At 53.0% G+C, this 18401-nt stretch carries 14 protein-coding genes; 5 read left to right on the top strand and 9 right to left on the bottom strand.

From position 1 onward, the window contains the following. Positions 1-65: 65 nt before the first annotated feature. Positions 66-1250: a BaiN/RdsA family NAD(P)/FAD-dependent oxidoreductase gene (locus D467_RS0106705; RefSeq protein WP_018916736.1), complete on the bottom strand. Its 1185-nt coding sequence runs from the start codon at positions 1248-1250 to the stop codon at positions 66-68. Between the two features lie 223 nt (positions 1251-1473). Between D467_RS0106705 and D467_RS0106700 the strand changes: the two genes are divergently transcribed. Together D467_RS0106700 and D467_RS0106695 are read left to right on the top strand one after the other, a co-directional pair. Beyond that, positions 1474-2553, top strand: a complete 1080-nt coding sequence (locus D467_RS0106700) for an efflux RND transporter periplasmic adaptor subunit (protein ID WP_018916735.1) — start codon at positions 1474-1476, stop codon at positions 2551-2553. Continuing rightward, positions 2553-5666, top strand: coding sequence for an efflux RND transporter permease subunit (locus D467_RS0106695; protein WP_018916734.1), 3114 nt, complete (start codon positions 2553-2555; stop codon positions 5664-5666). The genes D467_RS0106700 and D467_RS0106695 overlap by 1 nt, the downstream gene beginning before the upstream one ends. Before the next feature lie 99 nt (positions 5667-5765). Here the strand turns inward: D467_RS0106695 and D467_RS0106690 are convergent, their stop codons facing one another. Further along, positions 5766-6194: a DUF3617 domain-containing protein gene (locus D467_RS0106690; protein ID WP_018916733.1), complete on the bottom strand. Its 429-nt coding sequence runs from the start codon at positions 6192-6194 to the stop codon at positions 5766-5768. 163 nt (positions 6195-6357) lie between these two features. On the opposite strand from D467_RS0106690, the gene D467_RS0106685 reads away from it, so the two are divergent. Next, the gene (locus D467_RS0106685; RefSeq protein ID WP_018916732.1) at positions 6358-6567 is read left to right on the top strand and encodes a zinc ribbon domain-containing protein; all 210 of its coding nucleotides are present in this window, start codon (positions 6358-6360) and stop codon (positions 6565-6567) included. Between the two features lie 63 nt (positions 6568-6630). On the opposite strand, the gene D467_RS0106680 is transcribed toward D467_RS0106685, so the two are convergent. The 4 genes from D467_RS0106680 to D467_RS0106665 form a co-directional block, all read right to left on the bottom strand. Beyond that, a complete protein-coding gene (locus tag D467_RS0106680; RefSeq protein ID WP_026285641.1) occupies positions 6631-7470 on the bottom strand; it encodes an ABC transporter permease subunit in 840 nt (279 codons plus the stop codon). After that, entirely contained in the window at positions 7467-8378 is a 912-nt protein-coding gene (locus D467_RS0106675; RefSeq protein ID WP_018916730.1) for an ABC transporter permease subunit, read from the bottom strand. The genes D467_RS0106680 and D467_RS0106675 overlap by 4 nt, the downstream gene beginning before the upstream one ends. Positions 8379-8413: 35 nt before the next feature. Then, entirely contained in the window at positions 8414-9595 is a 1182-nt protein-coding gene (locus tag D467_RS0106670) for an ABC transporter ATP-binding protein (RefSeq protein ID WP_018916729.1), read from the bottom strand. Positions 9596-9691: 96 nt separating this feature from the next. Further along, a complete protein-coding gene (locus tag D467_RS0106665) occupies positions 9692-10795 on the bottom strand; it encodes a polyamine ABC transporter substrate-binding protein (protein ID WP_018916728.1) in 1104 nt (367 codons plus the stop codon). A gap of 337 nt (positions 10796-11132) precedes the next feature. Here D467_RS0106665 and ahpC point away from each other — a divergent pair, with 337 nt between their 5' ends. Together ahpC and ahpF are read left to right on the top strand one after the other, a co-directional pair. Continuing rightward, entirely contained in the window at positions 11133-11696 is a 564-nt protein-coding gene (gene ahpC, locus D467_RS0106660) for an alkyl hydroperoxide reductase subunit C (RefSeq protein ID WP_018916727.1), read from the top strand. A gap of 210 nt (positions 11697-11906) precedes the next feature. Beyond that, positions 11907-13463, top strand: a complete 1557-nt coding sequence (gene ahpF / locus D467_RS0106655) for an alkyl hydroperoxide reductase subunit F (protein ID WP_018916726.1) — start codon at positions 11907-11909, stop codon at positions 13461-13463. A 120-nt stretch (positions 13464-13583) separates the two neighbouring features. On the opposite strand, the gene D467_RS0106650 is transcribed toward ahpF, so the two are convergent. The 3 genes from D467_RS0106650 to D467_RS0106640 all read right to left on the bottom strand — a co-directional run bounded on the left by D467_RS0106650 (position 13584) and on the right by D467_RS0106640 (position 18329). Beyond that, positions 13584-16871: a UDP-N-acetylmuramoyl-tripeptide--D-alanyl-D-alanine ligase gene (locus D467_RS0106650; RefSeq protein WP_018916725.1), complete on the bottom strand. Its 3288-nt coding sequence runs from the start codon at positions 16869-16871 to the stop codon at positions 13584-13586. Between the two features lie 203 nt (positions 16872-17074). Beyond that, positions 17075-17824, bottom strand: a complete 750-nt coding sequence (locus D467_RS0106645; protein WP_018916724.1) for a HesA/MoeB/ThiF family protein — start codon at positions 17822-17824, stop codon at positions 17075-17077. A gap of 4 nt (positions 17825-17828) precedes the next feature. Further along, positions 17829-18329 (bottom strand): Lrp/AsnC ligand binding domain-containing protein, encoded by a 501-nt coding sequence (locus D467_RS0106640; RefSeq protein ID WP_018916723.1) that lies wholly within the window; start codon positions 18327-18329, stop codon positions 17829-17831. Positions 18330-18401: the final 72 nt, after the last annotated feature.

Raw genomic sequence — 18401 nt, 5'->3', positions numbered from 1 at the left:
CTAGGTATTCGTCCGTTCCTACCTGAACTGCCACTAACTAAGCTTGCAAGGTCGCATCATGCGGCTTAGCAAGCTTGGCCACAGGCAACCCCACTCGCCCATGCCCATTGAAAGTTATACCCGCCAAGCTCCCCCGTCACGTCCAGTACTTCACCTATAAAGCGCAGTTGAGGCAAATCTTTCACCTCAAACGTTTTAGATGATACTGCATCCGTATTAACCCCTCCCATCGTCACCTCAGCGGTACGCCACCCTTCTGTTCCGGCGGGCTTAAGCTGCCATTGATTAAGCCGACCGGCCCATTGATCCAACTCATCATTGCTGTACTGAGCTAATGGTTTGAGCTGGTTTGAGTCGGGGTACCACTCCAGAAGCGCCTGGGCAAATCGTTTGGGAAAACGCTCGCCCAGCCAGGTAGAGAGTTGACGTTTTGGGGTTATTTGGCGTGCATCGCGTAGTGAATTCGCGGCATTTTCATTTGCCAGCAGATCAATTTCAATGGGCGAACCTGGCTGCCATACGCTGGATATTTGCAGCATGGAAGGTCCTGACAGCCCGCGATGAGTAAACAGCATGGGCTCGACAAAACGCCGCCCGGCACAGCTAACCGCCACGGGTAAACTAACCCCAGAAAGCTCGGCACAACGCGCCTTCCAGAAATCACTTAGGGTAAATGGCACCAGCCCTGCCCGAGTAGGCAATACCTCCAGACCAAACTGACGGGCAAGCTCATAGCCGAAACCGGTGGCGCCCATGGTCGGTATGGATAAACCACCGCTTGCCACTACCACTACCCCGGCATCAATAACCCCGATTGAGGTAGAAAGACGCATACCCTCGCCTTGCCTCACGACCTTCGTGATCTGGGTATTAAGCTTTACTTCAACGCCAGCCCACTCACATTCGGTCCATAAGACACGCACGATCTCTTTGGCAGACGTTGCACAAAACAGCTGACCTGGTGCTTTCTCAACGTACTCCACGCCATGCCGGTCAACCAGCTCTACAAAGTGTTCAGGCCGATAGCGTTTAAGCGCGGAAATACAAAAATATGGATTTTCAGAGTAAAAGTGCTGAGGTGTTGTGCCAAGATTGGTAAAGTTGCAGCGGCCACCGCCTGACATGAGTATCTTTTTACCTGCTTTGTTGGCGTGGTCGAGTACTAGAACGCGTCGGCCTGCATAGCCAGCCTGTGCTGCGCACATTAAGCCAGCCGCACCGGCGCCGATAACCACGACATCATAAACCATAGAAAATAGCTCTTGGGAGGGTGTAAAAAACCGCATTTTAACAGCTCAAGCCAGTAAGAAAATTTTTCTTCGCGCTTCATTACACCATACAAAAAATCTAACCAAGACCGTATTTTAACAGCTACCGGAGAGCCTAAAGGGTGGCAGCAAACGCACACCCGAGAGGAAGTATCGTCATTTCCTGGGTTAATAAACCGCCTCCGAGCCTAATACAGAGAAGCTTATGTCCGCGTATGTCCGACCGTTTTTGCTTTTTTCACTCATTCTGGCTTTTTCTGGGTCCACGCTGGCACAAACATCCGGGCAGACAGCGCCTCCCGTCATAGGCAGCCGCGCTGAAGTAACCACCTGGTCTGACCCGCTAGAAGCATTGGGCACCCTGCGAGCTGATGAGAGCGTTACGCTATCGGCCACGGTGACCGAGATTGTTGCCGAGATTAACTTTCAGGATGGCGAACAGATTGAAAAGGGGCGGTTGCTGGTGCGCCTTGAAGATGCCGAAGAGCAGGCCCTGCTGCGTTCGGCTCAGGCCATCAGTGACGAGCGGCGTAACGCGCTTGGTCGCGTCACCCAACTGCAGGATCGCAACCTGGCCGCCCGCGCGGACGTAGAGGACTTTCAAGCGCAGCTTCGCCAAGCACAGGCTGATATCCAGGCGCTTGATGCCCGCCTTACCAATTACCAGATCAAAGCTCCGTTCAGCGGCCGAGTGGGCTTTCGAAATATCAGCACGGGCACGCTGGTCACGCCCGGCATGGAGCTGGTAACGCTCGATAAGCTTGACGTCATGAAGCTCGACTTTAGCGTCCCCGAAAGCTTTCTAGGGCGCCTTTCAAATGGGCTTGCACTAAGCGCCACTACGGCGGCCTACCCTGACGAAGTATTTAGCGGAGAAATCGCCAGCATCGGGACGCGCATTGATCCTGTCTCGCGAAGCGTTAGCGTACGCGCCTTGCTGGAAAACCCAGGCATGCGCCTGCGCCCGGGAATGCTGATGGAAGTAATCGTGCAGCAGCGCGTACGAGATGCGGTGGTATTGCCGGAAGCGGCACTCGAACCCAGTGGTGACCAGCACTATGTAATGCTGATCGACCAAAGCGGTGATGCCCCACGCCTTGAAAGACACGAGGTCGTGATTGGCGAGCGGCGCTATGGCCAGGTCGAAATTCTCGCAGGTATTAACGCAGGCGATCTAGTGGTCGTACATGGCCTGCAGCTGGCAAGAGACGGCCTCGAAGTACGCCTGTTAGGCATCATGGATGGTGAAACGGATATTCGCGCCTTGCTGGAGGCTGATCGCTAATGCGCCTATCCGATATTTCCGTTCAGCGGCCCGTGCTCGCCATGGTGATTGCCGCGCTGATTATCGCTTTTGGTTTACTCGCGCTTAACCGGCTTCCACTGCAGGAATACCCTACTGTAGACCCTCCGATTGTCAGTATTGATACTCGCTACCCCGGAGCCGCCGCCAATGTGGTCGAAACGCGGATTACCCAGGTGCTGGAAGACCGAATTGCGGGCGTCGAGGGCATCGAGCTAATTACCTCGCAAAGCGAGGACGGCCGATCACGCGTTGAGATCGAATTTGGCATTGAGATGGATATCGACGCCGCCGCGAACGATATTCGGGATCGCATCTCAGGCGCCTTGCGTAACCTGCCAGACGATGCCGACACCCCGGAAGTCACCAAGGCGGACAGCAGCGAGGAAATTGTCGTATGGCTGAGTCTTTCAGGCGCCGACTATTCGATTACCGAGCTTACCGATTACGCCAACCGTTTTCTGGTCGATAGCCTATCTGTCCAGCCGGGGGTCGCCCGTGTTCGCGTCGGCGGTGGCCGAGACTATGCCATGCGTGTATGGCTTGACCGTAACGCGCTTGCTGCCCGGGGCTTGACCGTAGGCGATATTGAGGATGCGTTACGCGCAGAAAACGTGGAGCTTCCGGCAGGCTCGATCGAATCGCAAGACCGCCAGTTCATCGTTCGCCTACCGCGCAGCTTCGCAACCGCCGATGATTTTAAAAGCCTGGCACTGACTCAGAGTGATAACGGCTATTTAGTACGTCTGGCGGACGTCGCGCGGGTAGAAGTCGGTTCGGTCGAAGACCGCTCGGTATTTCGGGCCAATGGCATCCCGATGGTCGGGCTGGGTATGATCATGCAGTCGACGGCGAATGTCATCGAGCTTTCCAGCGCCGTTCAGCGCGAGCTTGAGCGCCTTCAGGATACGCTACCTGAGGGTATGGCGCTTACCCTGAACTACGACGCTTCTGTGTTTGTTTCCGGTGCGATCGAACAGGTGGTGATGACTCTGTTTATCGCCATGGGTCTGGTGGTCATCGTTATCTTTCTGTTCCTGGGGAATTTACGCACCACGCTAGTGCCTGCCGTTACCGTGCCAATCGCCGTTATCGGTGCGTTTATCGCGCTTGCCGTCATGAACTTTTCAATCAACCTGCTTACCCTGCTCGCTCTGGTTCTGGCGATTGGGTTGATTGTCGATGACGCCATCGTCGTACTGGAAAATATCAATCGCCGTATGCACGATTACGGCGAAACGCCGCTGGTGGCGGCCTTTAGAGGCACGCGACAAATTGCCTTTGCGGTTATCGCTACCACTCTCGTGCTGGTCGCAGTATTTGTGCCATTGAGCATGCTGCAGGGCGATATCGGGCGCCTGTTCTCCGAGTTTGCACTTACCATGGCATCCGCCGTTGTCTTCTCGACGCTACTCGCCCTTACGCTAACACCCATGATGGCATCCAAGATTCTTAAGCCAGGCATGCACGATAGCGCTATTGGCCGAGGCGTACAGCGGCTACTTAACGGCACTCAGCAACATTATCAGCACATACTTGAGTGGTTACTGGCACACCGCTGGCTGGTGGTTGGGCTTTTCGCTTTGTTAATGGCTGCCACCGCCTGGCTTGCCACCCAGCTGCCCAATGAGTACACGCCTCAAGAGGATCGCGGCAACTTCATTGTGCTGGTGAATGGCCCGGAGGGAGCCACCTTCGACTACATGATGGATTACATGGATGAAATCGAAACACGCCTGACTCCTTTCATAGACGCGGGTGAGCTTGAGCGTGTGGTGGTACGCGCCCCGCGCGGCTTTGGTAATATCGAAAATTTTAACAGCGGTTTCATCATTATTAACATGACAGACTGGGGCAGTCGCCGTAGCGCTTGGGAGGTAATGGATGACGTGCGCGAATTACTGCGTTCGCTACCCGGTGTTCAGGCGTTCCCGGTAATGCGCCAAGGGTTTGGGCAGCGCACCCAAAAGCCCGTGCAGTTTGTTCTTGGCGGTGGCACTTACGAAGAACTTGCCCGCTGGCGCACCACCATGATGGATTATGTGCGTGAAGATAATCCACGTCTTACCGCCCTGGAAAGTAACTACAACGAGACTCAACCCCAGCTTAGCGTCGAGATCAATTACGAACGTGCCGCCGCCTTAGGCGTCACCGTCACTGAAATAGGCCGCACGCTAGAGGTACTACTGGGCGGGCGCAATGTGACTCGCTATGTAGATGACGGCGAAGAGTACGATGTGATTGTCGAAGGTGATCGCGGTCGCCAAAATAGCCCCCGCGCCCTGGACAATATACAGGTGCGCTCGGCACGCTCTGGTGAATTAATCCCGCTGGCAAGCCTGGTCACCCTCTCCGACTTTGCCGGGGCCAGTACGCTAAACCGTTTTGATCGCGTTCGGGCGATTACCATTGAGGCCAATCTGGTCGATGGCTATCCGCTCGGTGAAGCGCTGACTTACCTACAGGAGACCGCCGACACTCTGCTACCCGAGGAAGCACAAACCAACGTGGCAGGCCCCTCTCGTGACTTTCAGCAGGCAAGTGGGGCAACCACCTTCCTGCTGGTGCTGGGGGCGGTCGTGGTATTTCTGGTTCTGGCGGCGCAGTTTGAAAGCCTTATCCACCCGTTTGTGATTATGCTGACGGTACCGCTTGCCATGAGCGGTGCCTTACTGGCGCTACTGCTAACCGGGCAGTCGCTTAATATCTATAGCCAGGTCGGTCTGGTGCTGCTGATTGGCTTGGCCGCAAAAAACGGTATCTTGATTGTGGAGTTTGCCAACCAGCTTCGCGATGAAGGCAAAACGTTTCATATCGCGCTCATTGAGGCATCGGTTACCCGTCTTCGGCCTATTTTAATGACCGCAATTACCACCATGGCAGGCGCCATTCCCCTGGTCATCTCCAGCGGCCCTGGCTCCGAGTCCCGGCTAGTGATTGGCACGGTGATTATGGCAGGCGTGGGCGCAGCCACGCTGTTTACGCTGTTCGTGGTTCCCGTCGCTTATGATTTACTGGCCCGTCATACCGGCTCGCCGGGTGCCGTTAAGCGTCGGCTTGAAGAGGAAATTGCCAACGCAACGGAGGAGCAGTGACATGCTAACTTCGTGAGCCTTATCACCGCAGCATAAAAAAGGGCGCCTCTTGAAGAGGTGCCCTTTTCATGCGTTAGGCAAAATACTTGTACGTACAGATTACTCGCAGTCGCCTACTCGCTCGCCTTCAATCGTGGTGCTCATGGTCAACTCGCCCATAGGCGATTGCGTCAGAATATCCACGCTGCCGTTGATCTGCTCACCCATAAAGCGCATATCGCCGTCGATAGTGGCTTCACCACCTTCGGCACGGCATACCATGCTGTAAGCAAGGCCATCGGCGTTCATATCCTGGTTAAGAAGCTCACAGCCTTCTTCTTCCTCGATAAAACCGAACTCAGCGCCATCCAGGTCGTCCTGAGTAATACACTGGCGTTCGGTTTCCGTTTGATCCGGAATATCCATATCGCCACTGATACTGGTTACGCTGACGAACTCCCACTCGCCTGGCGTAACATTGGGTGTTTCTGCCAAGGCGACCATCGGGAAGGCCAGAGCGGCCGCTACTGCCATGTTTCGTAACATCATCGTTTCTCTCTATAGCACTTAAAAAATAGTACTTGAAAATAGCACGTGGAAAACGGTACGTGGAAAACCGTTTACATCCTACCTGATTCATCACCACGATGCCCGGCTTCGCACCAGACTGCTACACTGGCGTCGAGTTTCAAACTGTTAAAGGTAGCTTCTTATGCACGATGACGCCTTAGTGAACCACGATTTTCACTGCCCCTATTGCGATGCCCCTTTGACCTTTGTCATCGACACATCCCAAGGTAGCCACGCCACCTGGGAAGACTGCCATCAATGCTGTGCGCCCATTCAGCTGGAAATCATCATCTCGCCCATGACTGGTGAGCTTGAAGCAGTGCTCACCGGCCGTGATGACGATGTTTTTTGATGACCTTGTTTTTAAGGACACTGATTTTGATGGCCCTGTTTTGAAAAACAATGCCTTTTAGCGCTATGCGGCGTCTTCTTGCCGCTGGGTGATTTGGCGTCGTTCGTTACGCCGCATCATGTACCAGGCTAAAAACGTGGCCAGCGATACGGTCAGGATAATCAGCGTTGCCAAGGCGTTAATTTTAGGCGACACGCCCATGCGCACCGATGAAAATACGACCATGGGCAGCGTGTTCGCACCGGGTCCAGAGACAAAGCTTGCAATTACCAGGTCATCCAGAGATAGCGTAAAGGCAAGCAGCCAACCGGCCGCCAGTGCAGGTGCAATAATGGGCAGCGTCACAAAAAAGAACGTTTTTAACGGCGGCGAGCCCAAGTCCATCGCTGCTTCTTCAATGGAGCTATCCAATTCGCGCAGCCGCGCGGCGACCACCACGGCAACGTAAGCACTACAGAAGGTGGTGTGCGCAATCCAGATAGTGCCCTCGCCGCGGTCGGCGGGCCAGCCTGTCAGCTGTGCCATCTGGACAAACAGCAATAACAGGGACAGCCCAGTGATCACTTCAGGCATCACCAACGGTGCGGTCACCATGCTGGAAAGCGCCGTTTTACCACGAAATTGGCCAAACCGGGTCATGACAAAAGCGGCCACTGTGCCTAAGCACACCGCCATGCTCGCGGCAAAAAACGCGATTTTCAGGCTCGTCCATACCGCTGAAAGAATCTGTTGATCCTGAAACAGCGCGCTGTACCACTGTGTCGAAAAACCTGCCCACACGGTAACCAGCCGTGAGGAGTTGAAGGAGTACACCACCAACACTGCCATTGGGAGGTAAAGAAACAGCAAGCCCACTATCAGCATTACCGTTGAAAAATGCGGACGCCGACGGACTGTACTCATTCTTCAAGCTCCCGAGACTGATAACGATGAAACCAAACAATCGGTATAAGCAGCATTAGCAACATGACCATTGCCAGCGCCGAGGCCACGGGCCAATCGCGGTTAAGGAAAAACTCTTCCCACAATACCTTGCCGATCATCAGCGTATCTGGTCCACCCAGCAATTCAGGGATAACAAACTCCCCCACCGCGGGAATAAACACCAGCATGGAGCCTGCGATAATGCCGCCCATTGATAGGGGCAGTGTCACCTTGATAAACGTGTTGATCTTGCGTGACCCAAGGTCAGAGGCCGCTTCCAGAAGCGAGTTATCCAGCCGGGTAAGGTGGGCATAAAGAGGCAGTACCATAAAGGGTAAATAGGCGTAGACAATGCCAATCACGACGGCAAACTGCGTATTCATCATACGTAGCGGCGTGTCAATCAGGCCAAGCCCTATCAGCAAATTATTGATTAACCCGCTGTTGCTCAAGATACCCATCCAGGCGTAGACCCGGATCAGGAAAGATGTCCAGGAAGGCAGCATCACCAAAAGCAGCAAAATAAGCTGCCAGCGTGCTGGCGCGCGCGCCATGGCATAGGCCATGGGGTAGCCCAGCAGCAGACAGGCAACGGTTGCGATAAACGCCGTTTTCACTGATCCCCAATACGCGGCTATATAAAGCGAATCGGAAAGCAGGAAAAGGTAGTTACCCAGGTTTAAAAAGACATGCAGCGTTTGGTCGGCATATTCAAGCAGCGGCCCGTAAGGGGGAATCGCCACAGCTCCCTGGGACAAGCTGATCTTCAATACCAGAGCAAAAGGCAGCAAAAAGAACAGCAAAAGCCATACAAGCGGAAAGGCAATGACCGCTCGGCGCCCAAGCTGACAACGCTTAAGCAGAGCGACAACCTGAGATGGCATCATCTAAAGCAATCTCCTAATAGCCAGAGTAGGCAGCATCAGCGGTTCAACACGATGGCACTGTGATCTTCCCAGTAGACATACACGCTGTCTTCCCAGGTTGGCCGATCACCCCGCCGTTCGGTATTCGCCATACTGACCTTGATCAACTGGCCTTTGGTCGTGCGTACGTAGTAAAGCGAAAAACCGCCCAGGTAGGCAATATCATCAACTTTACCCTCAGCCCAGTTATAGTCGCCCGTGGGTTTTTCCCGGGTCAGCCAGATTTTTTCAGGACGCAGTGCCGCCCATACTCGCCGGTCAACTGCCTGGGTAGTAATCCCGTGATCGATATAGATAGGGCGTTCAAGATCAGGAGATACAATCTGGCAATGATCGGCGGCGTCTTCCACAATTTCGCCTTCAAACAGATTCACCGTCCCTACGAATTCCGCCACCATGCGGCTAGCCGGGCTTTCGTAAACATCCACGGGCGAGCCGACCTGCTCGATCCAACCATCAGCCATAATGGCCACGCGGTCGGCCATGGTCATGGCCTCTTCCTGATCGTGGGTCACCATAATGCAGGTCACGCCTACCTGCTCAATAATCTCGACCACTTCCAGCTGCATTTCGGTACGCAGCTTTTTATCCAACGCGCCCATGGGCTCATCAAGCAGCAGCAGTTTTGGGCGCTTGGCCAGGGAGCGCGCCAGCGCCACCCGCTGACGCTGGCCGCCTGAAAGCTGATGCGGTTTGCGTTTGGCAAAGCGCTCCATATGCACCAGCTTCAGCATCTGAGCAACGCGCGCTTCCACCTCAGCTTTGGCAAGCTTGTCCTGCTTTAACCCGAATGCGATGTTTTGTGCCACGGTCATATGCGGAAATAACGCATAGGACTGAAACATCATATTAATCGGGCGCTTGTAAGGCGGCACCGCAGTAATATCGTTACCGCCGAGCAAAATACTTCCTTCCGTGGGGGTTTCAAACCCAGCCAGCATACGCAAAAGCGTCGACTTACCCGATCCAGACCCGCCTAAAAGCGCAAAAATTTCGCCGCGCTTTACCTGTAAATTTACGTTATCTACCGCCAAGGCATCGTCAAAGCGCTTACATAAGCCCTTAACCTCAAGCACGATGTCTTCTGCAAACCGTGGCGTTTTCCCCTGAGGGCGCTGTACTGATGAAGCGACCGAGGAATCCGTTAACGGCTCGTTCGATAGGGGCGTAGTGACCATTCGCCACTCCCATCAAAAGGCCCGGGGAAGCCGGGCATTAAAAGATGAACAGCGAGACAGACACATAGGCCTGACTCGCTGTCGGATGAGGTTTGATTAACGGCCAGACTTTACACGGTTCCAGATACGCGTACGAATGCGCTGTACCGGCTGCGGCATATCAATGGCCACGTACAGGTTCTTCATGACCTCGGTTTCCGGGTAAACCGCCGGGTTATTCAGAATTTCTTCTGGCAGGTAAGCATCAGCCGCTGCGTTAGGATTGGCGTAGCTTACGAAGTCCGTAATTTCAGCGGCAATTTCAGGATCTAGAATAAAATTGATAAAGGCGTGGGCGTTTTCAACGTTGGGCGCATCGGCGGGGATCGCCATTACGTCAAACCACAAGGCAGCGCCTTCTTTGGGAATGCTGTAGGCAATTTCAAAATCCCGTCCTGCTTCTTCCGCCCGCTCAGCAGCTTGGAAAACATCGCCAGAATAGCCGCCCGCGACACAAATATTGCCATTGGCAAGGTCGGATACGTAACGTGAAGAGTGGAAGTAGGTAACATTATCGCGAATAGCCGCAATTACCTCGCCACCCGCTTCAAGGTCTTCGGTTTTTTGGCTCAGCGGGTCTAGGCCCAGGTAAGCCATCGCGGCAGGAATCATTTCTTCGCCGGTATCCAGCATCGAAATGCCGCAGCCTGCTTCATTCAAGGCGGAAGTGATTTCCGGATCAAACAGCATTGCCCAGCTATCTACCGGTGCATCATCGCCAAGAATTTCTTGAATACGCTCAACGTTATATCCAAACCCGTTGGTACCCCACATATAAGGCACAGAGTATTCGCCATCGGGATCAATAGCTTCAAGATTATCGGTTAACTCGGTATTCAGGTTTTCCAGATTAGGCAGCTGTTCTTTGTCCAGCGCCTGGTACACTCCGGCTTGGCGTTGACGGGTAAAAAAGTGCGTTGAAGGCACTACCACATCATAACCCGAACGACCCGCTAACAGAGCAGCGTCGAGCGTTTCGTTGCTGTCATAAACATCATAGGTAACATCAATACCCGTGCGCTCAGTAAATTTCGCAAGCGTTTCAGGGGCAATATAATCTGACCAGTTATAAACCCGCACCTCATCGGCGTGAGCGAATGTCGCCGCTGCGGCAAAAGAAACGGCCGCAACGGCCCCAGAAAGTTTGTGAATGTTCCCCATTGTCCTGCTCCTCATTATTCAAAAACAGTATCATCTAGATTGACGCCAGCCATTAGCCACTCGCATTAGCGTAGGCCTTTCTACTGAACGTGCGAATTTTGCGACGCAGCGACCTCTATCGCAAGTCAATGTGAAAGATTCTTGCATTATAGTGGCGTTGCCCCCACTTCAAGTTCAGCGGAGCGAGATTGATCTGCGTAACTATTGATCTGACCAACGCAACTATAGTCGAAGCCTATCGAACATATGGCATTTTCCAATTTTAGCTATAAGTCGAAAGTGCCTACTATAGGCAACATCTTTTTACCCTCACTCAACAGACCCGGAGATAACCTGAATGTCTTTGATCAACACCGAAGTAAAACCATTTAAAGCAACTGCCTATCTTAATGGCGAATTCATTGATGTCACCGAAGCTGATCTGAAAGGTAAATGGTCCATTTTCTTCTTCTACCCCGCTGACTTTACGTTTGTTTGCCCCACAGAGCTGGGTGACCTGGCGGATAACTATGACGCTTTCAAAAAATTGGGCGTAGAAATTTACAGCGTATCTACCGATACCCACTTCACGCACAAAGCATGGCACGACAGCTCTGAAACTATCGGCAAGCTGCAGTACCCGATGCTGGCTGACCCGACACTTCAGATTTCACGCAACTTTGAAGTGCTGATTGAAGAAGCGGGCCTTGCTGAGCGCGGCACCTTCGTTGTAGACCCGGACGGCAAAGTTCAGATCGTTGAAATCAACGCCGGTAACATCGGCCGTAACGCTGAAGAACTGCTGCGCAAAGTTAAAGCCGCTCAGTACGTTCGTGAAAACCCCAATGAAGTTTGCCCGGCCAAATGGAAAGAAGGTGAAGAAACACTCGCACCGTCTTTAGACCTCGTTGGCAAAATCTAAACGGCGAACACTACCGCTAACGCTTAACAGCTGCTAATCATTGGCGCTGGTTAAAAGGCGGTACAACACCCGGGTAGTTCTTGCCCGGGTGTTCAAAAAACGCTACCTGCTCTCCCTATGGAATACTCCGGCGCTGTGGTCTTTGCACACGCAGGTTAAGTGCGCCTGTCGGTTGAGAGCAATTTTTACAGATTACGAGGAATCACTGTCATGTTGGACGCCAATTTAAAAAACCAGTTGAAAGCTTATTTGGAAAAAGTGACTCAACCGTTCGAGATCGTTGCGTCCCTCGATGACGGTGCCAAGTCACGTGAACTGCTGGGCCTGTTGGAAGATATCAACGGCCTAAGCGACAAAATCACGCTAAAAACTGACGGTCAGGATAGCCGTGCCCCTTCGTTTGCGCTTAACCGGCTCGGCGAAGAGACCGGTGTGGTGTTTGCAGGCATCCCCATGGGACACGAGTTTACCTCGCTGGTCCTGGCACTGCTGCAGGTCGGTGGTCATCCGCCGAAAACCTCTGATGAGGTGCTTAATCAAATCAAGGCGCTCGAAGGCGACATGCTGTTCGAGACCTATTACTCGCTTTCCTGCCAGAACTGCCCCGATGTGGTTCAGGCGCTTAACCTCATGGCGATCTTTAACCCCAACGTTCGCCATGTGGCAATCGATGGAGCGCTTTTCCAGGATGAAGTAGAAGAGCGGGAAATCATGTCGGTGCCGAGCATTTACTTAAACGGCAAACCGTTTGATCAGGGCCGCATGACCCTTGAGCAAATCCTAGCCAAAGTAGATACCGGCGCTGCCGAGCGCGATGCGAAAAAGCTCAGCGAAAAAGCCGCTTTCGATACGCTGGTGATCGGCGGTGGCCCGGCAGGCTCAGCGGCCGCCATTTATTCGGCGCGTAAAGGGATCAACACGGGCATTGCTGCAGAACGCTTCGGCGGTCAGGTAGCCGACACCATGGGTATCGAAAACTTTATTTCGGTAACCCATACCGAAGGTCCGAAGCTGGTTAGCGCGCTTGAAGAGCACGTCAAAGAGTACGAAGTCGACGTGATGAACCTACAGCTAGCCAACGCTTTTAAAGCAGCAGACACCGAAGGCGGGCTTCACGAGGTAACGTTTGCGTCGGGCGCCAAACTTAAAAGCAAAACCCTGGTACTGGCAACCGGCGCACGCTGGCGCGAAATGAATGTTCCCGGTGAACAACAGTATCGTAACAAAGGCGTTGCTTACTGCCCGCACTGCGATGGCCCCTTGTTCAAAGGCAAGCGCGTAGCGGTTATCGGCGGCGGTAACTCCGGCGTTGAAGCAGCGATTGACCTGGCCGGTATCGTAGGTCACGTCACCCTGGTCGAATTTATGGGTGAAATGCGTGCCGATGCGGTACTCCAGAAAAAGCTTAAAAGCCTGCCCAACGTGGATGTTATCCTGAATGCTCAAACCACCGAGGTAACGGGTGATGGCAGCCGTGTTAACGGCTTGACCTATAAAGATCGCAACACCGATGAGACTAAAAACATCGCGTTGGAAGGGATCTTTGTCCAGATCGGCTTGGTACCCAATACCGAGTGGCTGAAAGATTCGCCGATCGAAATGACACCGCGCGGAGAGATCATTGTCGATGCTCACGGCATGACATCAGTTCCCGGCGTGTTCGCCGCAGGCGACGTCACCACGGTGCCTTACAAGCAGATCATTATCGCCATGGGCGAAGGCGCTAAAGCATCACTTGGCGCGTTTGATTACCTGATTCGCAACTAATCACTAAGACCGGGTAGTGAGAACCACTACCCTCCCCCTGTTCTTATTGATGGTAAGTGCTTTTGACGCAAAAGACCGTGACGTCACGCCCGCTGCAAAGCGGGCTTTTTTGTGCGCCTATTACTCTGCAAGCGTTTTGGCCAGCTGGCTCAAGCCAAATTTGTTAGATCCTTTAAAAGCAACCCAATCACCGGCTCGCAGCTCAGCCTTTAGCGCTGTCTCAAGCGATGGCGTATCGGCAAAGTGAGCAACCCGTTCGATATGCGGCTTGAGCGCTTCAGCCACCGTATACATCTGCTCGCCCAATAGCCATACCGCCTGCGCGCCACTGTCGACAATGGGCTCAACCAGCGCCTGATGATAGCGGTAACTGTCCGGACCAAGCTCTCGCATATCGGCAAGCACCAGATGCTTATGACCTGGCGATGCAATACCCGCTACCCGCGCCAGCATGGCGCTCATGGAGAGCGGATTGGCATTATAAGCGTCGTTTAGCACAGTAATATCACCGGTTTGCCAGCTCACCAAGCGCTCTCCCCCGCGCCCTTCGGGTATCACGGCACGATCAATGAATGGCAAAGAAGCCTGCACAGGCAGTTTCAAGGCATTCAAAACGCCCAACGCTGCCAGCAAATTCATGACCCAGTGGCTGCCTTGTCCCTTATAGCCAACCTTGATAAGCGAGCCGTCAAGCTCTATCTGAAGTACGGTTTTCTGCTCCGGATTCAGCCAGCGAATATCTGCCTCAGGATGCTGCCCAAAAGAAAGTATGTTGAGTCCATATTTTTCCGCCGCGGCGGAAACCGTTGGCCAGGCGTCCATATCCCGATTGATAACGGCGTACGCCCCAGGCTGCATGCCTTCGAAAATGCGGCTCTTGCGAACCGCCACGTTTTCCACCGTTTTGTGATACTCAAGATGGCTCGGCCCGGCGTTTAGAAAGACCGCGACGTCAGGGCGGGTAAGCGCTGCGTTCTGGCGCATACGGCCAATGGCCATCTCGATGATCTGAAAAGACGCCTGCCAGGGTACAGAGGCCAAGGTCCAGGCGATACCGTGAGGCAAATTAGCGCTATGTGTGGTCGCGCCCACCTGCCCCCATGGGTTAAGCAACGCTTGCAACAGGCTGATACTGCTTGTTTTACCCGCGCTGCCGGTCACGCCAATCACCTTGCCCGTTAACTGGCGGCGCGCGTAGCGCCCCAGGTCCAGTACGGCTTCATTGAGATCGGCCACCTGATAAACGGGCACACTGTGCGCATCCAACAGCGTTTTATTAGAGGGCGACTGTGTCAACAAAAGCTGGGGCTTGTAAGGCAGCCGGTCGAGCAGCAATGCAGGTACGCCCAGCTTACCCTCCTCGGCTCTTACCACCGCCATATGCCCAGGCGCCATGGTAAGCTGGGTAAAGCTCAGACCGGTAGCTCGCCAGTTAACTGATGACGGTCTCTTTAGCCACTCCCCAGGCGTAGCCTGCTGTATATCTATTGCCTTCCAGTTATCAGCACTCACAAAACAGCGCGCGGCTATACTGTTGGTTGTCAAAGAACGTGGCTCAGGTCGTATCTTCCCCACCGGAGCGCCTTTCAATTGGGCCTGCACACTATCGGCATTCAGGTAGTGCTGTAAATAAGCCACAAAGCCCGACAAGTAGTGTTCAACATCATCAATGCGTACACGGAAACTGTGATGGCGAATAAAAAAGCTGCCTACGATACGCTGGGGGTTTTGAAAGTACATGGCGTATTCAGGCCAAAAATGCCCGTTGAGCAGATAGTGCGCACGGGTTTCTAATGCGTGATAGAAGCGTTTTAAATCGATCAGATCAAGCAGATGTCGATACTCCGCCTGCTGCTGCAAGCGGGTGATCATCTTATGCGCGGCCATCATGAGCTCAAGCAGAGTGGGAAAGGTGGTAATCCGCTCTTCTACAAACGCCAGATACCCGGCCACGTTTTGAATACCAAACCGATAATAACGCTCTTCAGGCCGGTAAAGCGTTAGTTCATTAACACAGTAACTCAGCCAGTGGTCGTGGGCCTTCCAGTGCTGCTTAGCGATAAAGTATTCAAAGGCTTTTTCAACCACCGCAAGCCAGCGGTCGTCCTGGGTTAAACCGTATAAGCGCATTAAACCAAATGCGGCTTCACCGTCGTAATAAATAATCCGGAAGGGATCCTTAACGCTTAAGTCGGTTGCGTTAAGCACGTGCGTAAAACCGCCGGTGGCAGGATCTTGCAGTTGGCGAATGCCTAGGGCTATTTGTTCCATTAAAGGTAAATAGCGTTTGTCTTCGGTTAACTCGGTGTATTTGCTTAGCGCCAGCAGCGCGACCCCACTGCCGCCCAGTTTGATTTCGTTATTAATTTCGACCAGGTAGGTAACGCTTTCCTCTTTATGCGTCCAGGTACGCAGCAGCTTTGTGGTCAAATACTTGAGCGCGTTATCAATAGCACGTTTAAGGGTTTTACTGCGTGTAATCTCCCAGGCTTCCAACATGCTGTAAATACTGCTGGTGTGGCGCAGGGTATTATAGGTATTGATTTCACGGTCAAAACACGGGTGCAGGCCATAAATAAACGAGCCATTTTCCTGCACTTGAGCGGCTAGAAACTGGCTAGCATCGTTAATTAACGTCTCAACAGCTGGCGCATCTAACCTTTCGATGACCCGTCGTCCGGTATGGCGACCGCCAGAACTCTGCGCATAATCGTATAATTTAAAAAACGGTTTATTTGCTTCGATCAAAATCGCTTGTGTCGTAAACGTATAGACCGGCTGACTAGGCTCAAAATTCACGGCCAGCTTATTGCTGTAGCGCTGCTTCGCGTAACGAGCAAAATTAGCTTGATTAACCTGTGCATGAGGCACGCTATTGCCTGCATAAAGCATGGCATTTGCATTAATCTCTTGTTCGAGAAATGCAACATCCATCTCCGCATCCAAGGCAATACCTTTACGGAAATAGTTACGTTTATGCTTTTTAAGCTCTAATGCTAAATCTGCCCAGGTACTTGCCTCAATGTGACGAGCCCAGTCAACTCTCAACCAGCGAACTGCCTTTGTACTGCCATAGCGATGCTGCAGTTGCTCCGTTAGGTTTAACCACAGATCATCCAGCTTATACCCGCTCGCTTTAACTACTTTCGCGCGCTGTGATCCATCAGTAAGTGATATAAACACATGCAGTAGTTGGCCAGATGGCTCGCGAGCGAGCGCATCCATCAAGGCTTGGCGCGCAGAAGTTAGGCCTTCACTTAGCGTCATGGTTTTCGCAGGCTTAATCGCCGAGCTAAGCAGCCCACTCTTCGCCGTTTTAAGTGCTAAAGACTTTAACGCCTGCTGTTTCGCATTACGCTGCGCGCGTTTGGCCAAATTTAAGCTTTTCGAGCCGGACGATTTCGCCATCAGACGTTCCCTATTGCTTTTTGTTTACACTATGGGCGGTACGAAGACACAAGGCAGCCGGACACTCTCGTAAAGAAAGCGCGTAGTTTGCCCTCAGGATACTACAACAGCATTTAGGAAGAAGCGCCCACGTTTCCGTTGAGCACTGTATCAGACATGAAAGATAGCAATAGAACGGCTAGCGGAGAAACTGCGTGATAAATTTACGGCGCACAAACAGAACAAGCAGGGTCACGCGGTACTTTAAAGTGCCTCCATTGGCCGCGCAGGCCATCAAACGTAGAAAGCCCTTGGTGGACTTGCCCTGCTCCACTAAGAAGCTTAAAAGCTTCCACAGCCTGAAAACAGCCGATCAACCCAACCAGCGGCGCCATTACCCCGCTTTCAGCACAGCTAAGCGCCTCGTCCCCCATATCGTCCGGCGGATAAAGGCAGGCATAGCAGGGGCAGTCTGGGTCACGAGGGTCGAATACGGCTAGCTGCCCTGAAAAACGGATGGCAGCGCCTGAGACTAACGGCACCCCTGCTTTTTGCGTGGCGGCATTAATCGCATAGCGACTGGAAAAGCGGTCGGTACAGTCCAAGACCACATCGGAAGAAGCTACTAGCTGCGCCAACTTTTCACCGTCGGCGTATTCCTCAATCGCCGTAATATGGCATTCAGGGTTAAGCGCCTGCATGCTCGCTTTGGCAGAAGCCGCTTTATTATGACCAATGCTTGACTGCTGATGGGCAATTTGGCGCTGCAGGTTAGATAGTTCGACCGTATCGGCATCGGCAATCGTAATTCGTCCAACGCCTGCCGCGGCTAAATAAAGCGCTACAGGGGAGCCTAGCCCACCTGCTCCAATAATTAAGGCATGGGCGCGACGCAAGCGCTCCTGCCCTTCAATATCCACTTCCGGAAGCATAATCTGGCGGCTATAGCGCAGCAGCGCCTGGTCGTCCATCATCGGATTATTTATCCTCAAATTCATCGAAGTCAGGCACATGCAGGCTAAAGCTTTCTTTAACCTCTTCCATGACCACATAACTTTTGGATTCTTTAACGCCGGGGAGAGTCAGCACTACATCCCCCAACAGCTGGCGATAAGCGGCCATTTCCGGAATGCGGCATTTCAAAATGTAGTCAAACTGACCGGAGACCAGATGGCACTCCTGAATTTGCGGCAGTTTTTCCACGGCACGCCGAAATTCATCAAACACAGCGGGCGATTGGGTTTCCAAACTGATTTCCACAAAGACCAGTAAATTGGCTTTCAGCGCCTGCGGGTCAAGAATCGCCTGGTAGCCCCGAATAACGCCCGCCCGCTCCAGCCGCTTTACACGCTCCAGGCAAGGGGTTGTGGATAACCCAACCTCGGATGCCAGATCCACATAGGAAATCCGCGCATTCTCTTGCAGGCAGCGCAGTATTTTAAGATCGATTCGGTCCAGCGTTCTATTCTTAGGTTTCATGGCAGGATCCATTGCTGATGAATCAGGCAATTAGTAAAGGCGTATCAGACATGGCTTTATTCAATAATAACC

Source organism: Vreelandella zhanjiangensis DSM 21076 (genome assembly GCF_000377665.1).
Taxonomy (GTDB): domain Bacteria; phylum Pseudomonadota; class Gammaproteobacteria; order Pseudomonadales; family Halomonadaceae; genus Vreelandella; species Vreelandella zhanjiangensis.
The sequence above is the reverse complement of the archived record's forward strand: the minus strand, read 5'-3'. Positions and strand labels throughout refer to the sequence as shown.